The following is a 19,005-nucleotide window of genomic DNA, read 5'->3' as shown; positions in this document are numbered from 1 at the left end:
TGAGATGAAAAACTTCAAGAAATCTCTGCAGACCCTTGGCGCGGCAGCGCTTGTGGTGGGTTCTGCACTAACGATTACCGCCCCTGCCGTGGCGCAGAACAGCAATGTCTCGCTCAGCGACATTCTGCGCCGCGTCCAGCAGGACTCCCAGCAGATGTCGGCTGAAGACCAGCGCCGTCTGCAGGAATTCCGTCAGGAAACGGCTGAGCAGCAGTCACGCATGTCCGAAGCCCGTTCGCAGCTTCAGGCTGCTGAGGCTCGTGGTCAGGCGCTTTCCGCAGAGTTCGACGAGAACGAGCGTCAGCTTTCCGAGCTGTCCGCTGAGCTCGAAACCCAGGCTGGCGACTTCGGCGAACTGCTTGGTCAGTTCCGCACCGCCGCTGGTGAGACGATGCCGATCATTCGTGAGTCGCTCTCGAACTACGAATATGGCGGCCGCGCCGAGAAACTTGCTGAAGTTTCCGAAGCCCGTTCGCTCCCGACCCGCGAAGACCTGGACGCCCTTCCGAAAGCAATGCTTCAGGAAATGATCGCCCAGTCTGAGGTCAAGACCTTCACCACGTCGGTTGCCGGCGCTGGCCCAGAAGGCGAAGTCGCAGACGTTGAGCTGATGCGCGTTGGTATCTTCACCGCCGCAACCACCGACGACGTCCGCTTCGTTGAGGTCATCACCGAAGGCACCGATGAGCCTTACCTTCGCGTTCTGAAGGCACAGCCGGGCGGCAGCTTCGCTTCCGCAATGCGCAGCCTGATCAATTCGGAAGTCGGTGAAACGGTCATCACCCCAATCGACCCTTCGAAGGGTGACCTGTTTGCTGTGGCCGGCGAAATGCCGACGCTCGAGCAGCGCATCCAGCAAGGTGGCACGGTTGGTTACGTGATCCTGTTCCTGCTTGCTGTCGGCGCAATCTTCGCAATCTTCAAGATCGTCACGCTCTTCCTCATGGGTTCCGCGATGCGCCGCACCGCAAAGACCCGCAAGGCAGGCACCGGCAACCCGCTGGCCCGCGTCTTCGAGGCTTACGAGCAGAACAAGCATCAGGACCTTGAGTCCCTCGAGCTGAAGCTTGACGAACAGATCCTCCGCGAATCGCCGAAAATCGAGCGCTTCAACGACGTCGTTAAGGTTCTCGCCGCTGTCGCACCGCTTCTCGGCCTTCTCGGTACGGTTATCGGTATGATCATCACCTTTACCGCCATCACCAACTTCGGTGCCGGCGATCCTAAGCTGATGGCAGGCGGTATCTCGGTTGCTCTCATGACGACGGTTCTTGGTCTCGTCGCAGCTATCCCGCTGCTTCTGCTCCACGCCATCGCGTCCTCCATGGCACGTGGCAACCAGCAGATCCTCGATGAGCAAGCCGCAGGCCTCGTTGCTGAGCGTGCAGAGTCCAACACGGTGACGGCCTAACAGCCGTCACCTCCTTCGGGAGGTACCCTTATGGGACTAGGACTTAACCAGCTTGAAGAATTCCTGGCGCGTGGCGGGCCCGTCCTGCTCGTTATCATGGTGGCGACGTTCATCATGTGGGCGCTTATTCTGGAACGGCTGTTCTACTTCCGTCTGGCCCACAAGTCGGTCGCTAAAGAAGCGATCGACGAGTGGAACGCCCGGTCGGATCGTAAATCGGTGCTGGCGCACTGGGTTCGCGACAAGCTGATCTCGGAAGTCCGGATGAAAGCTGAAGCGAATGTGCAGATGACCAAGGCGATGGTGGCACTTGCCCCACTGCTGGGTCTTCTGGGCACGGTGACCGGCATGGTCGCAGTGTTCGACGTCATGGCAATCACCGATGGTGCCGATGCCAAATCCATGTCTGGCGGTGTGTCGCAAGCGACAATCCCGACCATGGCAGGGATGGTCGCATCCATCTCCGGTATCCTGTTCACCTCCGGCATGGACCGTAAGGTCAATCGCCTGGTGCAGGGCGTAGAAGACGAAATGGAGATTGCATAATGCGAGGCAGACAATCGAAACAGGCCGATGAGGCAAGCGTCGATCTAACGCCGATGCTCGATGTGGTCTTCATTCTCCTCATCTTCTTCATCGTAACTTCGACCTTCATCCAGGAAGAGGCGCTTGGCCTTGAGCCACCACCGCCACCGTCACAAGCCGAAAGCAATCCGGACCAGTCAGCCATCCTGATTTACGTCGGTGAGGACAACCTCATCACCGTAAACGGCCGTCTGACCGATATCGGCGGCGTACGGGCGAACATGGAGCGTCTTCGGGCAGAAAACCCTGAAAGCGCGCTCATCATCCAGGCGCATCCTCAGGCACGCACCGGCACGATCGTGAAGATCCGTGACGAGGCATACAATGCCCAGATGACCCGGGTGAACATCGTTCAGAGTGAAAGTTAGGAGACCGGAATATGGCACGTAGAAAACGTATTTTGGCGTCCGACTCGTCCGCTGAAGATGATGTAAACCTCACGCCCATGCTTGACGTGGTGTTCATCCTCCTCATCTTCTTCATTGTGACCGCACAGTTCATCAAGGAGCCTGGTGTCGAAATCAGCAGGACCGAAGTGGACAATACCGAGCGGCAAAACCCACTCGGTATTCTGATCGCCATCGATGAAGAGAGCGATATCTACATCGACAAGGAAGTGGTGACGCTGCAGGAAGTCGGTTTCCGCATTCGCGAACTTCGCGAAGACAATCCGAAAGGGCGCCTCGTCGTCCAGGCAGATGAGGATTCCGATGCTGGGGTTCTGATCTCCCTGATGGAGATCATCAACAACGAAGATGGTTTGACCGCTGTGCCGGTTTCCGTCGAGCAGGAATAGGAGAAACGCATGTTTTCCAATCCAATCATTCGCTTGATCATTGGTATTCCTCTCGCGGCGATCGTGGTGTTCGCGCTCTTCACCTTCATGTACCGGATGATCAATCAGGAATACGAGCAGCCCGACAATGTCGAGCAGCGTGTACTTGAGCGTATCACGCCTGCAGACGACAGTCAGGAGGTGCGGACCCGCGCCCGGAACAAGCCACAACGGCTGGATTCCGCGGACAAGCCACCGCCACCGCCAAAGATGTCAGCTTCGCGTTCTGACATCGATCTTCCGACGCCAAGCATCCAGGGTGCTGCGCCGACGGAGCTCAATGTCGACCGTCTCGACTCGCTAGCGATCGACCCGGTTGCCATCTCGGACCGTGACGCACAGCCGATCCGTCCGCCGGTACCGACCTATCCTCAGCGCGCAGCTGAGCGTGGTATCGAAGGTACCTGCGACGTCCGCTTCGACGTGGACACGCGTGGTCGCCCATATAACGTATCGGCGACCTGCAGCGACAGCGTCTTCAGACGTGAAGCCGAACGCGCCGTTCAGCGCGTGGAGTTCGCACCGAAGATCGTTCGCGGTCAGCCAGCAGAACGCCGCAATGTGGTCTATCCACTGGAGTTCCGCCTCGACGGTTAAACTCCGCCGACAGCTAAAATCAGAAAAGCCCGGTCATTCTGACCGGGCTTTTTGCGTTCGAGGCAGCGCATACCGCGACGCCTGTCGGGAGAGGGCGCTTGGCTGTCGGCGATCTATCCAGCAACGTCATAAAGCGCGTCGCCCCGAGGGAGTCTTCAACCAGACAGCGCCGATAGGGCGGGGGCTGGGGTGGTGGCTATGCCGGCGACGCTGCCCGGAGACCTAACGCACCAAAACAACTGAAGGCGCGCTGGCGCTTGAGCGAGCTTCGCTCTTCAGCCTCTGCGACAGGTGGGGATCACTCGGCAATTCTCGTCCCGCGTCACCTGAAGTTGACAAGATTGCTAAGGCGTAATAGTATAACATCATAAAGATAAGGGAGAACGCCATGTTTCAGAATTCCCTCTTCCGGCCTCTGGTCGGCTTGCCGATCGCCGCATTCATCGTGGTCGGGCTGTTTTCATTCATGAAATCGATGATCAGTAGCGAGTTTACGCCGCCCAAGGCGGCTGAAGCGCGCGAGATTGTCGTGCTGACTATGCCCGAAGAGGTGCTGGAAAGGCCTCACGCAACGCCGCGGCCAGAGCGAATCGATCTGGCCGCGCCTCCGCCTCGGGCGCCTCGCTATCAGGCATCAGCCGACGTAGTCCCTCTGACGCAGGTTGCGTTCACCCCGGCTGAGACAGGCCTCGACAGTGCGGGACTATTTGACCGGCTGGTCATATCACCCGTCGCCATCAATGAGCGGGATGCGAGGCCGATCCAGCCGCCAAACCCTGTCTATCCGAGCGCCATGCAGGCTCGAGGCATAGAGGGTAGCTGCGAAGTTCACCTCAATGTCGACCCGCAGGGACGCCCCTTTAATGTCGAAGCGATCTGTAGCCATGACGGATTTCGCAGGGAGGCTGAGCGCGCAGTCAAGCAGGTCAGATTCGTGCCAAAAATCGAAAAAGGCACACCTGTGACGCGAACTGGCGTGGTCTATCCGCTCGAATTCGGGATTGTAGGCTAATCGAGTGCGCTGGCGCACCGCTGAAGCGTTGACGCGGCGGGCCTGAACAAGCATATCTTATAACAAAGCGAAGTGACGCTAACTGCCGATAAAACAGATATATCGCCGGCGGATCAATTTCAGGCAGATGCACGTTAAAGCCCTCAGGCGATGTGCATGAGAGAGTTTCCGCCGCTATCGGCGAAAAGGAGTGAGACACCATGGGAATCAAGACCGTTCTGAAGAGTGCAGTCATTGTCGGCGCGATGTGCGCCATGGGCGCTGGCGCCGCGATGGCGCAGGGTGCCAATTGTGAAGCGACTGAGTTTAGCTCGACCACGGGTGAGCTTTACCTCAAAGCGGAAACCGAACTGCTCCAGAACAAGAATGCCCAGGCCGCCCTTGGCGCGCTTAACCAGCTCCGTAACCAAGAACTGAACTGCTACGAGCAGGGCGCGATCCTGAAACTCGGCGCGGCCATCAAGATCGAAGCAGGCGACTATGCAGGCGCCGTTCGCGATCTCGAACAGGCGATCAATCAGGGCTACATCCCTGCGAGCGAGCGCAAGAACACCTATTACAACATCTTCCAGATCTATCTGAGCCAGAACAATCTCGATAAGGCGCTGGAATACTCGCAGAAGTGGGTTCAGGCCGGTGGTTCGCCGGACCGCGACGCCAAATGGCAGCTTGCTGTCGTCAACCAGAAGCTCAACCGCAATCAGGAAGCTCTCCGCTGGGCCGAGCAGGTCTTCCGTGAAGATGGCCCGAACGCAGAGCGTCAGGTCTATGACTTCCTGATCTATCTCTATGACGAGACAGGTCAGCGCGCGAAGAAGGCTGAGCTGCTCGAAACGCTGCTCGCACGTAACCCGAATGAGCGCCGACTCTGGGACGCCATCGCTGGCGACTATTTCGCCGGTGAGCAGGAGCGCAAGGCGTTTGAGGTCCAGAAAGCCATGTATCTCGGTGGTATCCTTACCAAGGAAGACGAGATCATGCGGATCGTGAACTTCTACAACCGCTTCAACGCGCCGTATCAGGCCGCTCAGGTGCTTGAGAAGGAAATGAACTCCGGCCGCGTCTCCAAGACCTATGAGCGTATGGAACTGCTCGCCAACCTCTATCAGGTGGCTCGTGAGTTCGACCGCGCTATCCCGGTCATCGAAGAAGCTGCCCGCATGAACAATAGCGGCGCCATGTATGAGCGTCTTGGCCGCTCCTATGCTGAGCTTCAGGAGTGGGCGAAGGCCGAAGAGGCACTGGTCCGCGCCATCAATACCGGCGGTGTACAGGACCGCGGACTCGCCTGGGTTCTGATCGGCCAGTCCCGCTATGAGCGCGATGACCGCGCTGGTGCTCGTGAAGCCTTCTCGAATGCGAACAATCGCGGTGGCCGCGGCTGGCTCGACTTCATGCGCTCTGAAGAGCAGACTGAAGTCGCACTGGTCCGCTTCGAAGCTCAAAGCCTTGTCCAGGACACCGAGAACGAGAAGCGTCGCTGTGAGCAGCTCGCCGTTCTGGGTGAAGGAAACGCGCCGGAAGCCTGCGCAACGGTTGATGAGCGTCTTGCAGAAGCCCGTGAGGCCTTCCAGCGGATCAGCGGCAGCTAAGCGCCCGCACATCTCTGACTTTCAAACCCCGGCGCTTGAAAAGGCGCCGGGGTTTTTCAATTCGGCTCACAGGGGAACGCTTGAATACGGCCGATAAATGGTTTCAGTTGCAACCAATCAATTCAAAGGACATCTCTGATGAGCAAGCCCGACAAACACTATCGCAAGCGCAAGATTGGTGAGCACAAGCTGAAGCCGGAATCCCTCGTCATGGGCTATGGCTTCGATCCGGCCATGTCGGAAAATTCGATCAAGCCACCGATCTTCATGACATCGACATTCGCCTTCAAATCGGCGCGCGATGGCGAAGCGCTGTTCCGCCAGCTGGCTGGCAAGCGTCTCGCGGACGACCCTGAAGAAGCTGACCTCATCTATACGCGCTTCAACAATCCGAACATGGAAGTCCTCGAAGATCGCCTCACGCTGTACGATGCTGGTGAAATGGCGCTGGTCTTCTCGTCAGGCATGGGCGCTATCACCACGGCGCTGCTCGCCTGCGCCGGGGCAGGGACGACCATCCTGCACTCCAGCCCGCTCTATGGCGGCACCGAAGTCTTCATGCGCAGCTTCATGCCCGATTTTGGCGTGACGCCGTTCGAGATGGATGCCTGGGCCAGTGAGGAAAAGATTCTTGAACGCGCACGGGAAGCGGCCAAGACCGGCCCGCTCAGCGTCATCTTCACCGAATCGCCAGCCAACCCGACCAATGCGCTCGTAGATATCGCGGCCTGCAAGCGCGTCGCTGACACGATCGAGAAAGAAACTGGACATCGCCCGATCATCATGTGTGACAACACGATGATGGGCCCGATTGGCCACCTGCCGATCAAGCATGGCGCTGACATCGCGCTTTACTCGCTGACCAAATATATCGGCGGTCACTCGGATCTCGTCGGCGGCGCCGCGGTTGGCAGCGAAGCTGTCATCGCCAAAATCCGCCGTGTCCGTAACTATCTCGGCACCACGCTGGATGCTCACACCTGCTGGCTGCTCACCCGCTCGCTGGAGACGGTGCGCATGCGTATGGAGAAGGCGTTCGACAATGCACGTATCTGCGCTGAATTCCTGCGCGACCATCCAAAGATCGGCAAGGTGATGTATCCGGCCTTTCTCGAAGAAGGTGACCCGCAGCGCAAGGTATTCGACGAACAGTGTGAGGCGGCCGGTTCGACTTTCTCGTTCGACGTAAAAGGCGGCAAGGAAGCGGCTTTCCGGCTGCTGGACAACCTTCAGCTCGTGAAGCTGGCTGTCAGCCTCGGCGGCACGGAAAGCCTGATGTGTCACCCGGGGTCGACGACCCATTCAGGCGTCGATGAAGAGATCCGCAAGCGAATCGGTTTCACCGACGGCCTGATCCGCTTCTCGGTGGGCGTCGAGGCGCCAGAAGATCTTCTGGTCGACCTCGAACAGGCCCTGGAGAAGGTCTAGACGGCTGCGGCCTTAGCCGCCGAAAGCGTAAACCAGCGATGCGCGCGTGACCGTATCCGTCGCCTCAAATCCAGGCGGCGGATTCGTGTCATGGCGCACATCGAATGAAAAACGCGCCGAGAACGCGTCTGTCAGTGCGGCGGTCAGCGCTGTCACGTTCACGAACTGCGTCGACTCGCTCGCATAAATGACGTCGGAATTGTTCGAGAAGCTCACCGCCTCATTGAATTTGTGTGAGAATTCAGAACGCCCAACGACGGACAGCGACTGTTCAGTCGAAGCCGGAACGAAGACAGGCACGCCATTGCGAACGGTCGTCGTGGCCTGGACTTCGTCAATCTTGATGCCGGGGCCGCCCTGAATGGACCAGTTGGTCACTTCATTCTCGATCAGCTGGTAACCGAGACCGCCGCCAACAAAGAGGCGGGAATCAAAGCCAGAGAATTCATCCTTCTCATAGGATGTACGGCCAAAAGCGAAGAGCTTGTCGCCAAGCTGGCGATCAATCTGGCCCGCAAGAAAAATGCGATTGCGCGTCTCAACGGAGTCGGTCTCGCCATATTCGACAGAGGCTTCACCGCCATAGGTCCAGAGGCCGAGTTCCCGGTTCAGTTTGACGCCAAGGCCAAGATCCGCCGTTTCGGTATTGCCGGTCGTGTACCCGGCCGAGAAAGAGCCTTCACCCGTCCAGCCATCGTCTGCCGCAGCAGCGGGGGCGAGGGAAAGGCCGGCAAGGGCGGCGAACACAAAAAGTCGTCTCACAGTCTTGTCTCCTGAGCATTGTAAGCGCCCCTCCTAGACGTTGCTGCCTCGATTGTTAACCGTGAGGGCCAGCTCGCGCGTAAACGCCGCAAAAGCTGCCAGCGACGGGCTTGCAGTTCTTCACGTCCCATGAAACCAAGAAGCATGACTGATCTAGGCAAGAAAAATTCTGAAGACGAAGCCGTCTGCGAACGAATTGCGGCGGCCGAAAACGAGATGGCGTCCCGTATGCTCGACTGGGCTGGGATCAATACCGGAAGCTGGAATGCGGATGGGTTGAAGGCGCTTGCGCCAAAGCTGGCAGATGCCTTCTCGGCGCTCGATGCAGAGGTGAAGCTGGATAAATCCCAGCCTTTCGAAAAGGTGGATGAGAGGGGCGAAGCTGTCGACTTCGAGACAGGCCCGATTCTCCGCGTCACCTCGCGGCCGAAGGCCCCTGTGCAGGTCGTGATGAGCGGACACTACGACACGGTTTTCCCGCCGGGCACGTTCACCGAGATCAAGGATCTTGGCGAGGGCCGCAAGAACGGCCCCGGCCTCGCCGACATGAAGGGCGGATTGTCTGTCATGCTCGGCGCCTTGCAGGCTTTCGAAGCTGGGCCGCTGAAGGACAAGCTCGGCTACCAGATCGTGATTTCGCCGGACGAAGAGATTGGCAATTTCGCAAGCGCTGGCGCCCTGAAAGAGGCGGCATCCTCCGGCGCGCTCGTCGGCATGACTTATGAGCCGTGCATGGAAACGGGCGCCATGTCCGGTGGCCGCAAGGGTTCAGCTGTTTTCGACATCGTCCTTCACGGGCGCTCTGCCCATGCTGGCCGCTCAAAGGAAGACGGTCGCAGCGCGCTTGAAGCGGCCGCGCATGCGGTTGTTGATCTTGAAGCCCTCAACGGGCGGCGCGAAGGCGTTTCTTTCAATGTCGGCGCGATCGATGGCGGCGGTGCGGTCAATATTGTGCCGGACCTTGCCATCATCCGCTTCGGCGCGCGCGCGCCTGACGCCGATGCAGCCCAGTGGGCGACATGGGAGGTCGAGCGGATCTTCCGGGAAGCGACAGCCCGCGACGGGATCAAGGGACATCTGCATGGCGGTTTCTACCGGCCTCCAAAACCGCGCAACGACGCGCAGCAGGCCCTGTTTGATGCGGTGGCGCAGACCGGCTCGGCGCTTGGACTGGAGCTGACCTTTGAGGACACGGGCGGCGTCTGCGAAGGCAATAATATCTTCGCGGCGGGCGTGCCAAACGTCGATACGCTTGGCGTCATGGGCGGGCGTATCCATTCCAGTGAAGAATACGTCGTCATGTCCAGCCTGGTGGAGCGGGCGCAGCTTTCGGCGCTCCTCCTCAACCGGTTCGCTGATGGCCGCATCGACGCGGCGAAAATAAAGGCGCTGATGGAATGACAGCCCCATACGTCATGCGGCCAGCGCGGCGGGACGATTTCGACGCGCTGATGACGCTGGCTGAAGAATCGGGACCGGGCTTTACCAGCCTGCCTGTGCACGAAGGCATCATCCGCGAACGGCTGGAGAAATCCGAGAAGTCGTTTGCCGGCGAGATCGATCAGCCGCAATACGGCAAATATCTCATGATGATGGTCAATCATGAGACCGGTGAGATTGGCGGATGTAGCGCTGTGAAGGCAGGGACCGGTATCGACCAGCCCTTCTTCAACTATCGCGTCATCACGCTCGCGCAGGCAAGCCAAGCCGCTGACAGGCGTCACAATATGGACGCGCTGATCCTGACGAATGAGTTTGTCGGCTTCACCGAGGTTGGCACGCTGTTTCTGAGGTCTGCCCATCGCGGCGGCGGGGCAGGGCGGCTGGCTGCCCAGTCGCGTTATCTGTTGATGGCGTCCTATCCTGAGCGCTTCGGCGATATGGTGCTGGCGGAACTGCGCGGTGTGGTCGACGCCAATGGCGAGACCCCATTCTGGGACGCCATCGGCCAGCACTTCTTCCGCATGAGTTTCAGTGAGGCGGACATCCTGTCTGCCGTTTCGGACAATCAGTTCATCCTCGACCTGATGCCGAAATATCCGATCTATGTGGACCTTTTGCCGCCGGAGGCGCGGGAGGTGATCGGCCGCTGCCACGCCGACGGTGTCGGCGCGCTGAAGCTGCTCGAATGGGAAGGTTTCCGGTTTGAGCGGACGGTCGATATCTTCGACGGCGGTCCACTCGTTGCGGCCCCTCGAAAACTCATCCGCACCATCCGCGAGAGCCGCATCGTGACCCTCATCGAAGGTGAGGCGAGCGGTGAGAGCGGTATTGTATCCAATGACCACTTCAACGATATCCGGGTCAGCCTCATCGAAGGGGAAAGTCGCGGCGAGAATGAGTTCGTGACATCGAAGGCGGTTCTGGACCGCCTGAAGCTGCAATCAGGCAGCACAGCAAGACTTTGGCTAAGGAGCTAGGCAAGCGCTATGGCGAAAGGCACGTACATTAACGGCAAGTGGCACACTGGCGACGGAGACTGGTTCGAGAAGACCTCTCCAGCCACAGGCGAAACAAGCTGGGAAGGCCAGGCGGCGAGTGCGGCGCAGGTCAATGAAGCGGTAGAGGCCGCACAGGACGCCGCGCGCGAGTGGCGCCATGTCCCGCAGGACACGCGAACCCGTATCCTCGAAGCCTATGCGGCAGAGGTCGAAAAGCGCACCGACGACATCTCCAAAGCCATCAGCGAAGACATGGGCAAGGCCCGCTGGGAATCGGTTGCTGAAGCCGGCGCGATGAAGGGCAAGATCGCTGTTTCCATCCAGGCGCAGGTTGAACGCGCCGGTGGCCGCAGCCAGGACACCGCCTTTGGCGGCGCGCACCTGACCCATCGCCCGCATGGTGTCATGGCCGTGTTCGGACCCTTCAACTTCCCCGGCCACCTGCCGAACGGCCATATCGTTCCGGCGCTGCTCGCAGGCAATACCTGTGTCTTCAAGCCGTCAGAGCTCGCGCCGTCCGTCGCGAAGATCATGATCGACTGCTTTGAGGCAGCGGGCCTTCCTGAAGGCGTACTCAATGTCGTGAATGGCGGACGCGATACGGGCGCGGCGCTGCTGGACGCGGATGTGAACGGCGTGCTGTTTACAGGATCCGCCAAGACCGGCACCGCATTCCACCGCCACTTCGCGGGCCGCCCTGACATCATCCTCGCGCTCGAAATGGGCGGTAATAATCCGCTTATCGTCTGGGATCCGGCAGACGCCGAAGCGGCAGGCGACATCGCCGCCCAGTCGGCTTTCCTGACCACCGGTCAGCGCTGCACCTGCGCCCGCCGTGTCTATGTCCCTGACAATGCCTTCGGCAAGTCAGTGATCGACGCCATCGTGGAGCGCGCGCGCGGCCTCAAGATCGGCGCATGGGACGAAGACGATATCTTCATGGGGCCGCTTGTGTCCGAAGAAGCTGCGCAGGCCGCGGTCGACTTCCAGACGATGCTGTCCAAGGCAGGCGGCAAGCCGCTGCGCCGTCTGAAGCGCATGGACCGCGGCGGCGGCTTCGTCACCGCTGGCGTCATTGATGTCACCGATGCGAGCAATGTGCCCGACGAAGAGCTGTTCGGCCCGCTCATCCAGATCCACCGCGTGAAGGATTTCGACGCCGCCATTGCCCACGCGAACGATACTCGCTTCGGCCTGTCCGGGGGACTTGTCAGCGATGATGATGCGCTCTGGCTGCGCGCCCATAATGAGATGCGCGCCGGTATTCTGAACCGGAACCGCCCGACGGCGGGCGCCTCTGGCAATATGCCGTTTGGCGGCCCCGGCCTCTCAGGCAATTTCCGCCCCGGCGCCTATTACGCCGCGGACTATTGCGCCTGGCCACAGGCAAGCCAGACCGCCGATCAGGCCACACGCCTCAAGGCACAGGGGTTTCCGGGCTGATGAGTGCACACGAAGTCAATTTCGACGGCCTGATCGGGCCGAGCCACAATTATGGCGGCATGTCTGAGGGCAACCTCGCCAGTGCCCGTAATGAGGGCGACGTCTCCAATCCTCGGGAAGCCGCCATTCAGGGCCTTGAGAAGATGCGCCTTCTGGTGCGCGCTGGTCTGAAACAGGGCGTCCTGCCACCTCTGCCGCGCCCGAACTTCGACCTGCTCGTTTCCGCAGGCTTCACTGGCAGCGACGCTGATATCATCGAGGCGGCGGCCCGCACCCATCCGCAGATCCTCAAGGCCGCCTATAGCGCCTCATCCATGTGGGCGGCCAATGCAGCGACCGTGTCGCCCTCTGCTGATGCCAGCGACGGCCGCCTGCACCTCACCAGCGCCAACCTGTCGACCATGCTGCACCGCTCCATCGAGCATCCGGACACGACGGCAACGCTGATCTCCATATTCGGCGACACGGACCGGTTCGCCGTCCATGCCGCGCTGCCTGCACATGCCGATTTCGCCGATGAGGGCGCCGCCAATCATATCCGCCTTTGCGCCGATCATGGCGCGCCCGGCGTTGAAGTGTTCGTCTATGGCCGCGAGGCTGGCGAGAGCACGGTTGGCTTCCCGGCCCGTCAGACAAGGCTCGCCACTGAAAGCATCGCCCGCGCGCATACGCTGGCACCAGAGCGCAGCATCTTTGCCCGCCAGGCCCGCGCCGCCATCGATGCGGGCGCCTTCCATAATGATGTGGTCTGCGTCGGCTCACTCGATACGCTCTTCTATCATGAGCTCGCCTTCGAAGAGACAGACGCCGTCCTCAGCGCCATCCGCAAGGCGGGTGAGGGCCTGTTTGAGCTGAAAACCGTCATGGTGCCAGAAGCCGAAGTGCCGATCGGCGACGCGATCACATCCTACCTGTTCAACTCGCAGCTTCTGAAATGGCCGGGTGAAGACCGTCTCGTGCTGCTTGCGCCGCTGGAGACGCAGGAAACCGAATCGACGCGCGCCTTCTGCGAGAAGATGGTTGAAGGCAATGGCCCGATCGGCCGGGTCCAGTATGTCGATGTGCGCCAGTCCATGCGCAATGGCGGCGGGCCTGCCTGCCTGCGCCTGCGTGTCGTGATGACCGATGAGGAGCTTGCTGCCTGCAATCAGGGCGTCATTCTGGACGAAGACAAGATCGACCAGCTTCAGGACATCGTGGCCAACACCTACCGCGATAAACTGGTCGCCGCAGACCTTGCTGACCCTGCTTTCGCCATTGAGTGCCAGACGGCTCGTGAAGCGCTGCTCGACTGTCTCGGCCTGTCAGAACTCGCCTAGAGCGTTTCCGACTTTGCCGGAAACGCGGAAGCGAGCAAGGCGAGCCCGGCGCGAATGCGCCGCCCCCGCGGAGCTGCCCGTATCAGCGGGCTAGCGTGAGCGCAAACAAACCGACGATCAATCCCGCTGAAAGCGGAATTGGTCTAAGGGACACCTGGAAACGAGGTCACCATTTCAATCTCGATATCGGGAAAGCTCTCGACATACTGGATGGTGAAGTCGGGAAAACTGTCGACCATGTGCCACTCGCCGCAATCATCGGGAAAGCTTTCAACCAGCTTGACCTTCAGGTCAGGGAAGCTGTCGACCACCTTCACCTTGATGTCCGGAAAGCTGGTGACGACCTGAACCTTGCCATGCAGAGGTATGCCTTCGATCTGGCAGTCCGCGCCGACTACGTCTTCTGCGGCAGCCGCCAAGGCACCAGAGACCGCAAGGGCCAATAGCGCCAGCGCGCGCTTCACTTGCCGCCATCCACTGGCGCAAGCCGCCCGCCCGCCTTCGCATAGGCCTGGCTGCCACGCGTGATCACATCGTCATCCGCCACGACATCTTCAGGCTTCAGTGCGAACTTCCCCTGCATCCGGTCATAGATGGGCGCAAAATCTGTTTTCACTGTGGCATCGAAAAGCTGCTCATAGCTGTCGATGACGAAATAGGTCTGCTGGAAGTCATCGATCCGGTAGTCGGTCTTCATCAGGCGCTCGAGGTCAAACCCGATCCGGTTGGGAGAGGGGTCTTCCAGCGCGAAGATGCTCTCGGTCTTCGATGACACGATCCCCGCGCCATAGATGCGAAGGCCTTCATCGGTCTGGATCAGGCCGAACTCCACCGTGTACCAGTAGAGCGCTGCGAGGTTCTTCAGGGCTGCAAAGTCGAGGCTGCGCAGCCCGCCCTTGCCATAGGCTTCCATATAGTCGGCGAAGACCGGATTGGTCAGCATCGGCACATGGCCAAAGACATCGTGAAACACGTCCGGCTCCTGCAGATAATCGAGTTCATTACGTTTGCGGATGAACTGGCCTGCCGGAAAACGGCGATTGGCGAGATGGTCGAAGAATACCTCGTCCGGAACGAGGCCGGGAACAGCGACGACGCGCCAGCCAGTCAGGGCTTCAAGCTCATCCGACATGGCTTCAAACTCGGGAATGCCGCCCTTGCCGAGGTCCAGCGCCTTCAGGCCTTCGAGGAATTCAGGCGCCGCACGGCCCGGCAGCACGTCCATCTGCCGCTTGTACAAGAGGTCCCAGACAGCATGCTCATCGGCCGTATAGTCCGACCAGCCCTGATCAATGGTCCAGTCGTCTCTTGCGTGGGCGGGCTTTTCAGAATGGTTGCTCATGCAACTATTATAGCGCACTAAGCGCTGAAAGAAATGGAAAGCTGGTCTTCGCACTGGCACAACGACCATAGAGGAAAGGAAACGCCGCACATGAAACTCGCCAGCCTCAAACAGGGACGCGACGGCCAGCTGGTTGTCGTCTCGAAAGACCTCACCCGCTATGCCGAAGCGACGCATATCGCGCCGACTCTGCAAGCCGCGCTCGATGATTGGGACCTTGTGGCGCCGAAACTGGCCGCCCTCGCCAATGACGTCGAAATCGGCTCCGTCCCGACCAAGCGCTTCCACGAGCATGACTGCGAATCGCCGCTGCCACGCGCCTATCAGTGGGCCGACGGCTCTGCCTACATCAACCATGTGGAGCTCGTTAGAAAAGCGCGCGGCGCAGAAGTGCCGGAAAGCTTTTACTCCGACCCTCTCATGTATCAGGGCGGCTCTGACAGCTTCCTCGGCCCACGCGACAACATCCCGCTCGGCGACAAGGCCTGGGGCCTCGACTTTGAGGCCGAGGTCTGCGTCGTGACTGGCGATGTCCCGATGGGCATCGACGCCAAATCGGCGCTCGATCAGGTCAAGCTCATCATGATCTGCAATGATGTCAGCCTGCGCGGCCTTATCCCCAATGAGCTCGCCAAGGGCTTCGGCTTTTTCCAGTCCAAACCGTCCAGCGCTTTTTCGCCGGTTGCCGTGACGCCTGATGAGCTGGGCGACGCCTGGAAGGATGGCAAGCTGCACCTGCCAATGCTGTCGACCTATAATGGCAAGCCGTTCGGCAAGCCTGAATGCGATGTCGACATGACTTTCGACTTTGGCACCCTGGTCGCCCACGCCGCGAAGACCCGCCCACTCTGTGCGGGCACAATCATCGGGTCCGGCACCATCTCGAACCGTGACCCAGATGGCGGCGCTGGCAAGCCCGTCGCCGATGGCGGCCTTGGCTATTCCTGCATCGCTGAGATCCGCATGATCGAGACGATCCGTGACGGCAAGCCTGCGACAAGCTTCATGGACATTGGCGACAACATCCGCATCGAAGTAAAGGACAAGGCCGGGCACACCGTTTTCGGCGCAATCGAGCAGGATGTGGTGAAGGCATGAGTGAGCTGAAACTCTATGACTATTGGCGCTCATCCGCAGCTTACAGGCTGCGGATCGCGCTGAACCTGAAAGGCCTCGATTACACGTCCCAGTCGGTGAACATCGCCCCGGGCGCGGATGAGCAGTTTCAGGATGGCTACCGCGCGCTCAACCCGCAGATGCGTGTGCCGACGCTGGAAGTCGATGGCCGTCGCTCGGGCCAGTCCATGGCGATACTTGAGTGGCTGGATGAAACCTATCCTGAGCCATCATTCTTCCCGGCTGATAGCTGGGCCCGCCTTCAGGTGCGCGCCTTCGCCGACATCATCGCCTGCGACATCCACCCCATCAACAATCTGTCAGTGCTGATCAAGCTTCGCAAAGAGCTGGGGCAGGACGATGCGGGCGTCGGTGAGTGGTACCGCGACTGGATCATCCGGGGTTTCACGGCGCTGGAGGAAATGGCCGAGCCTCACAACGCCAATGCCTTCCTGTTCAGCGATCAGCCGACGCTGGCTGATATCTGTCTCGTGCCGCAAATGGCGAATGCGCGCCGTTACGACACCGACCTCAGCCAGTTTCCGCGCTTGGTCGAAGTCGATGCAGCCTGCCAGAAGGTTGAGGCTTTCGCGAAAGCCGCGCCTGAGATGGTGAAGCCGGACTAGGGGGCAGACGTTCTAGTTCGCCTGCTCACGCTTCAGGGCATAGCCGTCAGCCGTGCGGTCCAGGACGAATGGAATGTCCGGATGGCTGACGGGCGTGTCGCTATCATCGATGAGAAGATTGCCTTCTGAGACATAGGCCACGTAGTGCGTCTTATCGTTCTCTGCGAAGAGGTGATAATAGGGCTGGTCCTTTGACGGGCGCAGATGCTCGGGAATGGCTTCGTACCATTCATCGGAATTGGCGAAGACCGGATCGACGTCGAAGATCACACCGCGGAATCCGAACATGCGGTGTTTTACAACCTCACCGATCTGGAATTTCGCCTGTCTGCGGTCGATGGCGAAAGGCTGATGGCCGTCCTTGCCATAGGTTTCGTCTGTCTGTGATGCTTCGGTCATGGGATCCACATGTGCGACCTGAGCTTCGTATTCCGGCTCAACTGGCTTACGGGCGCTGAACAAAGCGGCAAGTCGCGAGAATATGCTGGGTCGTTGGCTCATTGCACTTCAATGTGATATTGCCGCTCTTAACCGACAAGATTTGGGCCTCACATGGCTGAAAAAAAATCGCGCGGTGGGCAGAGGCGTAACCGCCGGCCCGCGCGCAATGACCGGCGGCCACCGCTTTATGCGGCGGTGGACCTCGGCACCAACAATTGCAGGCTGCTGGTCGCTGCGCCGACGCGCAAGGGCTTCAACGTGGTCGATTCCCACTCGCAGATCGCCCGTCTGGGCGAGGGGCTCGAGCAATCGGGCCGTCTATCTGACGTTGCAATGGACCGGGCCTTTGACGCGCTCGGCGCCATCTCGAAAAAGCTGAAGGCAAAGCGGGTCGGGCATGTGCGCTGCATTGCGACCGAAGCCTGCCGCAAGGCAGAGAACGGTGCTGATTTCATCAAGGAAATTCGCGAGCGCACAGGCCTCACCTTCAAGATCATTGGCCCGCAGGAAGAAGCGCGCCTCGCCCTGATCGGCTGTCACAACCTTATCGATGAGGACGCAAAGTCGGTCCTCGTTCTCGATATTGGCGGCGGCTCGACAGAGCTTTCGCTGGTCGACGCTGCCGTGGCGCGCGATAGCGGTCTCGATGGCATGCTGAAAAAGCCCCCAATCAAGGCGTGGACCAGCGTGCCGCTCGGCGTGGTCACACTCACAGAGGCGTTTGCTCATCTCGAAACAGAGGAAGAAGCCTATCCAGCCATGCTGGAGCGGGCAAAATCCTATGTCGAGAAATGGGCCGAGAAGCACGATATTCGCCGCATGCTCGCGGATGAGACATCCCACATCATCGGCACGTCAGGCACGGTCACTTGCGTCGCCGGGGTTCACTTCGGGCTGGAGAAATACCGCCGCGACCTCGTGGACGGCCAGTGGATGGACCATGATGGCTGCTATTCCACCATGGATGCACTCATCACAGCCGGTCCCGAAGGCCGGGCGAAGTTCCCGACCATCGGCCATGACCGGGCAGGGCTTATGCTTGCAGGCTGCGCTTTGATGGATGCGGTCTGGTCGCTCGCCCCACATGCGCGTATGCGGGTGGCAGACAGGGGGCTTCGCGAGGGCCTCCTCCTGTCGATGATGAAAGGCCCCAAACGCAAACGCTCGCGCGGCGGGCGCAAACGCAAGGCACAACAGAATAGCGGCAACAAGGCTGCAGCGGAGGCAAAGTCATGAGCGATGACGAAAAGCGGCGCTGGAAAGGCCCGCCCAAGGAAAAGCAACAGACATCCGGTCGCCGTATGGCTGAGCGCAAGATCATCGCGCACAATGCCAAGGATGAAAGCTCCAAGCGCTGGATTGAGCGCCAGCTGTCGGACCCGTACGTCCAGCGCGCGAAGAAGGACAATTACCGCGCGCGTGCAGCCTACAAGCTGCTCGAAATCGATGAGAAGACGAACATCCTGCGAGGCGCAAAGCGCGTCGTCGACCTTGGCTGCGCGCCGGGTGGCTGGATCCAGGTCTGCCTGCGCAGCGGCGTAAAGGAGATTGTCGGTATCGACCTTCTGGCTGTGGACCCCATCCCGGGTGCCCACATCATCCAGGGCGACATCAATGAAGGCGAGGATGTCGAGAAGATGATGGAAGGGCTGTCCGGCCCGCCAGACCTCGTCCTCTCCGACATGGCGGCGAACACGACCGGCCACAAACAGACGGACAGCCTGCGCACCGCGGCGCTTGCTGAAATGGCGCTCTGGTTTGCCAGTGAGCATCTGACCCCGGGCGGCAATTTCTGCAGCAAGGTTTTCCAGGGCGGGGCGACGCCCGACATGATGAATGACCTCAAACGCATGTTCAAAAGCGTCAAGCACATCAAGCCGCCCGCCAGCCGGGCCGGCTCGCCAGAGCTGTTCGTCGTCGCGCTCGGATATCGCGGCCGCTCATGAGCCACCCGCCGCGGATCCTCGTGCATCGCACGCCGGGAGAGGTCCGCGCCGCGGCGTTCGATCGCGCAGGCAAGCCGTTCCGCCTCTTTGTCGAACGCTGGGGCGGCGG

General features: G+C 60.1%; 20 protein-coding genes. 16 read left to right on the top strand and 4 right to left on the bottom strand.

Annotated elements, in window-relative coordinates; translation table 11 throughout:
* Nucleotides 1–4 precede the first annotated feature (4 nt).
* The 8 genes from D1222_RS00100 (at nt 5) to D1222_RS00065 (ending at nt 7,460) form a co-directional block, all read left to right on the top strand.
* Nucleotides 5–1,411 (top strand): MotA/TolQ/ExbB proton channel family protein, encoded by a 1,407-nt coding sequence (locus tag D1222_RS00100; protein WP_119452226.1) that lies wholly within the window; start codon nt 5–7, stop codon nt 1,409–1,411.
* 30 nt (nt 1,412–1,441) lie between these two features.
* Nucleotides 1,442–1,957 (top strand): MotA/TolQ/ExbB proton channel family protein, encoded by a 516-nt coding sequence (locus tag D1222_RS00095; protein ID WP_119452225.1) that lies wholly within the window; start codon nt 1,442–1,444, stop codon nt 1,955–1,957.
* A complete protein-coding gene (locus D1222_RS00090) occupies nt 1,957–2,364 on the top strand; it encodes an ExbD/TolR family protein (RefSeq protein ID WP_119452224.1) in 408 nt (135 codons plus the stop codon). Before D1222_RS00095 ends, D1222_RS00090 begins: the two co-directional genes overlap by 1 nt.
* An 11-nt stretch (nt 2,365–2,375) precedes the next feature.
* On the top strand, nt 2,376–2,792 hold the full coding sequence (locus D1222_RS00085) for an ExbD/TolR family protein (RefSeq protein ID WP_233348446.1): 417 nt from the start codon (nt 2,376–2,378) through the stop codon (nt 2,790–2,792).
* Nucleotides 2,793–2,801: 9 nt separating this feature from the next.
* Nucleotides 2,802–3,428, top strand: a complete 627-nt coding sequence (locus tag D1222_RS00080; RefSeq protein ID WP_119452222.1) for an energy transducer TonB — start codon at nt 2,802–2,804, stop codon at nt 3,426–3,428.
* Nucleotides 3,429–3,816: 388 nt separating this feature from the next.
* On the top strand, nt 3,817–4,440 hold the full coding sequence (locus tag D1222_RS00075; protein WP_119452221.1) for an energy transducer TonB: 624 nt from the start codon (nt 3,817–3,819) through the stop codon (nt 4,438–4,440).
* Between the two features lie 200 nt (nt 4,441–4,640).
* Nucleotides 4,641–6,032, top strand: a complete 1,392-nt coding sequence (locus D1222_RS00070) for a tetratricopeptide repeat protein (protein WP_233348445.1) — start codon at nt 4,641–4,643, stop codon at nt 6,030–6,032.
* 138 nt (nt 6,033–6,170) lie between these two features.
* On the top strand, nt 6,171–7,460 hold the full coding sequence (locus tag D1222_RS00065; RefSeq protein WP_119452220.1) for a cystathionine gamma-synthase family protein: 1,290 nt from the start codon (nt 6,171–6,173) through the stop codon (nt 7,458–7,460).
* Between the two features lie 12 nt (nt 7,461–7,472).
* Here D1222_RS00065 and D1222_RS00060 read toward each other — a convergent pair whose 3' ends face one another.
* A complete protein-coding gene (locus D1222_RS00060; RefSeq protein ID WP_119452219.1) occupies nt 7,473–8,222 on the bottom strand; it encodes a DUF481 domain-containing protein in 750 nt (249 codons plus the stop codon).
* Between the two features lie 144 nt (nt 8,223–8,366).
* Here D1222_RS00060 and D1222_RS00055 point away from each other — a divergent pair, with 144 nt between their 5' ends.
* The 4 genes from D1222_RS00055 to astB are packed head-to-tail and all read left to right on the top strand — an operon-like array spanning nt 8,367 to nt 13,425.
* Nucleotides 8,367–9,623 (top strand): hydrolase, encoded by a 1,257-nt coding sequence (locus D1222_RS00055; RefSeq protein ID WP_119452218.1) that lies wholly within the window; start codon nt 8,367–8,369, stop codon nt 9,621–9,623.
* On the top strand, nt 9,620–10,642 hold the full coding sequence (locus D1222_RS00050; RefSeq protein WP_119452217.1) for an arginine N-succinyltransferase: 1,023 nt from the start codon (nt 9,620–9,622) through the stop codon (nt 10,640–10,642). The genes D1222_RS00055 and D1222_RS00050 overlap by 4 nt, the downstream gene beginning before the upstream one ends.
* Before the next feature lie 9 nt (nt 10,643–10,651).
* Nucleotides 10,652–12,106, top strand: a complete 1,455-nt coding sequence (gene astD, locus D1222_RS00045) for a succinylglutamate-semialdehyde dehydrogenase (protein ID WP_119452216.1) — start codon at nt 10,652–10,654, stop codon at nt 12,104–12,106.
* The gene (gene astB, locus D1222_RS00040; protein WP_182481812.1) at nt 12,106–13,425 is read left to right on the top strand and encodes an N-succinylarginine dihydrolase; all 1,320 of its coding nucleotides are present in this window, start codon (nt 12,106–12,108) and stop codon (nt 13,423–13,425) included. The genes astD and astB overlap by 1 nt, the downstream gene beginning before the upstream one ends.
* A gap of 143 nt (nt 13,426–13,568) precedes the next feature.
* Here astB and D1222_RS00035 read toward each other — a convergent pair whose 3' ends face one another.
* Both D1222_RS00035 and phhA read right to left on the bottom strand, forming a co-directional pair.
* Nucleotides 13,569–13,868, bottom strand: a complete 300-nt coding sequence (locus tag D1222_RS00035) for a hypothetical protein (RefSeq protein ID WP_407646721.1) — start codon at nt 13,866–13,868, stop codon at nt 13,569–13,571.
* Nucleotides 13,869–13,885: 17 nt separating this feature from the next.
* A complete protein-coding gene (gene phhA, locus D1222_RS00030) occupies nt 13,886–14,767 on the bottom strand; it encodes a phenylalanine 4-monooxygenase (protein ID WP_119452214.1) in 882 nt (293 codons plus the stop codon).
* A gap of 90 nt (nt 14,768–14,857) precedes the next feature.
* Here phhA and D1222_RS00025 point away from each other — a divergent pair, with 90 nt between their 5' ends.
* Entirely contained in the window at nt 14,858–15,865 is a 1,008-nt protein-coding gene (locus D1222_RS00025; protein ID WP_119452213.1) for a fumarylacetoacetate hydrolase family protein, read from the top strand.
* Nucleotides 15,862–16,509, top strand: coding sequence for a maleylacetoacetate isomerase (maiA, locus tag D1222_RS00020; RefSeq protein WP_119452212.1), 648 nt, complete (start codon nt 15,862–15,864; stop codon nt 16,507–16,509). The genes D1222_RS00025 and maiA overlap by 4 nt, the downstream gene beginning before the upstream one ends.
* A 12-nt stretch (nt 16,510–16,521) precedes the next feature.
* Here the strand turns inward: maiA and hspQ are convergent, their stop codons facing one another.
* Nucleotides 16,522–16,908 carry a heat shock protein HspQ gene (hspQ, locus tag D1222_RS00015; protein WP_233348444.1) on the bottom strand — a complete coding sequence of 129 codons (387 nt, stop codon included), beginning with the start codon at nt 16,906–16,908 and terminating at the stop codon, nt 16,522–16,524.
* A gap of 153 nt (nt 16,909–17,061) precedes the next feature.
* Between hspQ and D1222_RS00010 the strand changes: the two genes are divergently transcribed.
* Together D1222_RS00010 and D1222_RS00005 are read left to right on the top strand one after the other, a co-directional pair.
* Nucleotides 17,062–18,186 carry a Ppx/GppA phosphatase family protein gene (locus D1222_RS00010; RefSeq protein ID WP_119452210.1) on the top strand — a complete coding sequence of 375 codons (1,125 nt, stop codon included), beginning with the start codon at nt 17,062–17,064 and terminating at the stop codon, nt 18,184–18,186.
* Complete coding sequence (locus D1222_RS00005) at nt 18,183–18,896, top strand: RlmE family RNA methyltransferase (RefSeq protein ID WP_119452209.1); 714 nt, start codon at nt 18,183–18,185, stop codon at nt 18,894–18,896. The genes D1222_RS00010 and D1222_RS00005 overlap by 4 nt, the downstream gene beginning before the upstream one ends.
* Nucleotides 18,897–19,005 lie beyond the last annotated feature (109 nt).

Source organism: Henriciella algicola (genome assembly GCF_003576245.1).
Classification (GTDB): Bacteria; Pseudomonadota; Alphaproteobacteria; order Caulobacterales; family Hyphomonadaceae; genus Henriciella; species Henriciella algicola.
The sequence above is the reverse complement of the archived record's forward strand: the minus strand, read 5'-3'. Positions and strand labels throughout refer to the sequence as shown.

Coding starts and splice junctions, on each gene's coding strand:
- D1222_RS00100 (WP_119452226.1), top strand. CDS start 5: ATGAAAAACTTCAAGAAATCTCTGCAGACCCTTGGCGCGGCAGCGCTT.
- D1222_RS00095 (WP_119452225.1), top strand. CDS start 1,442: ATGGGACTAGGACTTAACCAGCTTGAAGAATTCCTGGCGCGTGGCGGG.
- D1222_RS00090 (WP_119452224.1), top strand. CDS start 1,957: ATGCGAGGCAGACAATCGAAACAGGCCGATGAGGCAAGCGTCGATCTA.
- D1222_RS00085 (WP_233348446.1), top strand. CDS start 2,376: ATGGCACGTAGAAAACGTATTTTGGCGTCCGACTCGTCCGCTGAAGAT.
- D1222_RS00080 (WP_119452222.1), top strand. CDS start 2,802: ATGTTTTCCAATCCAATCATTCGCTTGATCATTGGTATTCCTCTCGCG.
- D1222_RS00075 (WP_119452221.1), top strand. CDS start 3,817: ATGTTTCAGAATTCCCTCTTCCGGCCTCTGGTCGGCTTGCCGATCGCC.
- D1222_RS00070 (WP_233348445.1), top strand. CDS start 4,641: ATGGGAATCAAGACCGTTCTGAAGAGTGCAGTCATTGTCGGCGCGATG.
- D1222_RS00065 (WP_119452220.1), top strand. CDS start 6,171: ATGAGCAAGCCCGACAAACACTATCGCAAGCGCAAGATTGGTGAGCAC.
- D1222_RS00055 (WP_119452218.1), top strand. CDS start 8,367: ATGACTGATCTAGGCAAGAAAAATTCTGAAGACGAAGCCGTCTGCGAA.
- D1222_RS00050 (WP_119452217.1), top strand. CDS start 9,620: ATGACAGCCCCATACGTCATGCGGCCAGCGCGGCGGGACGATTTCGAC.
- astD (WP_119452216.1), top strand. CDS start 10,652: ATGGCGAAAGGCACGTACATTAACGGCAAGTGGCACACTGGCGACGGA.
- astB (WP_182481812.1), top strand. CDS start 12,106: ATGAGTGCACACGAAGTCAATTTCGACGGCCTGATCGGGCCGAGCCAC.
- phhA (WP_119452214.1), bottom strand. CDS start 14,767: ATGAGCAACCATTCTGAAAAGCCCGCCCACGCAAGAGACGACTGGACC.
- D1222_RS00025 (WP_119452213.1), top strand. CDS start 14,858: ATGAAACTCGCCAGCCTCAAACAGGGACGCGACGGCCAGCTGGTTGTC.
- maiA (WP_119452212.1), top strand. CDS start 15,862: ATGAGTGAGCTGAAACTCTATGACTATTGGCGCTCATCCGCAGCTTAC.
- hspQ (WP_233348444.1), bottom strand. CDS start 16,908: ATGACCGAAGCATCACAGACAGACGAAACCTATGGCAAGGACGGCCAT.
- D1222_RS00010 (WP_119452210.1), top strand. CDS start 17,062: ATGGCTGAAAAAAAATCGCGCGGTGGGCAGAGGCGTAACCGCCGGCCC.
- D1222_RS00005 (WP_119452209.1), top strand. CDS start 18,183: ATGAGCGATGACGAAAAGCGGCGCTGGAAAGGCCCGCCCAAGGAAAAG.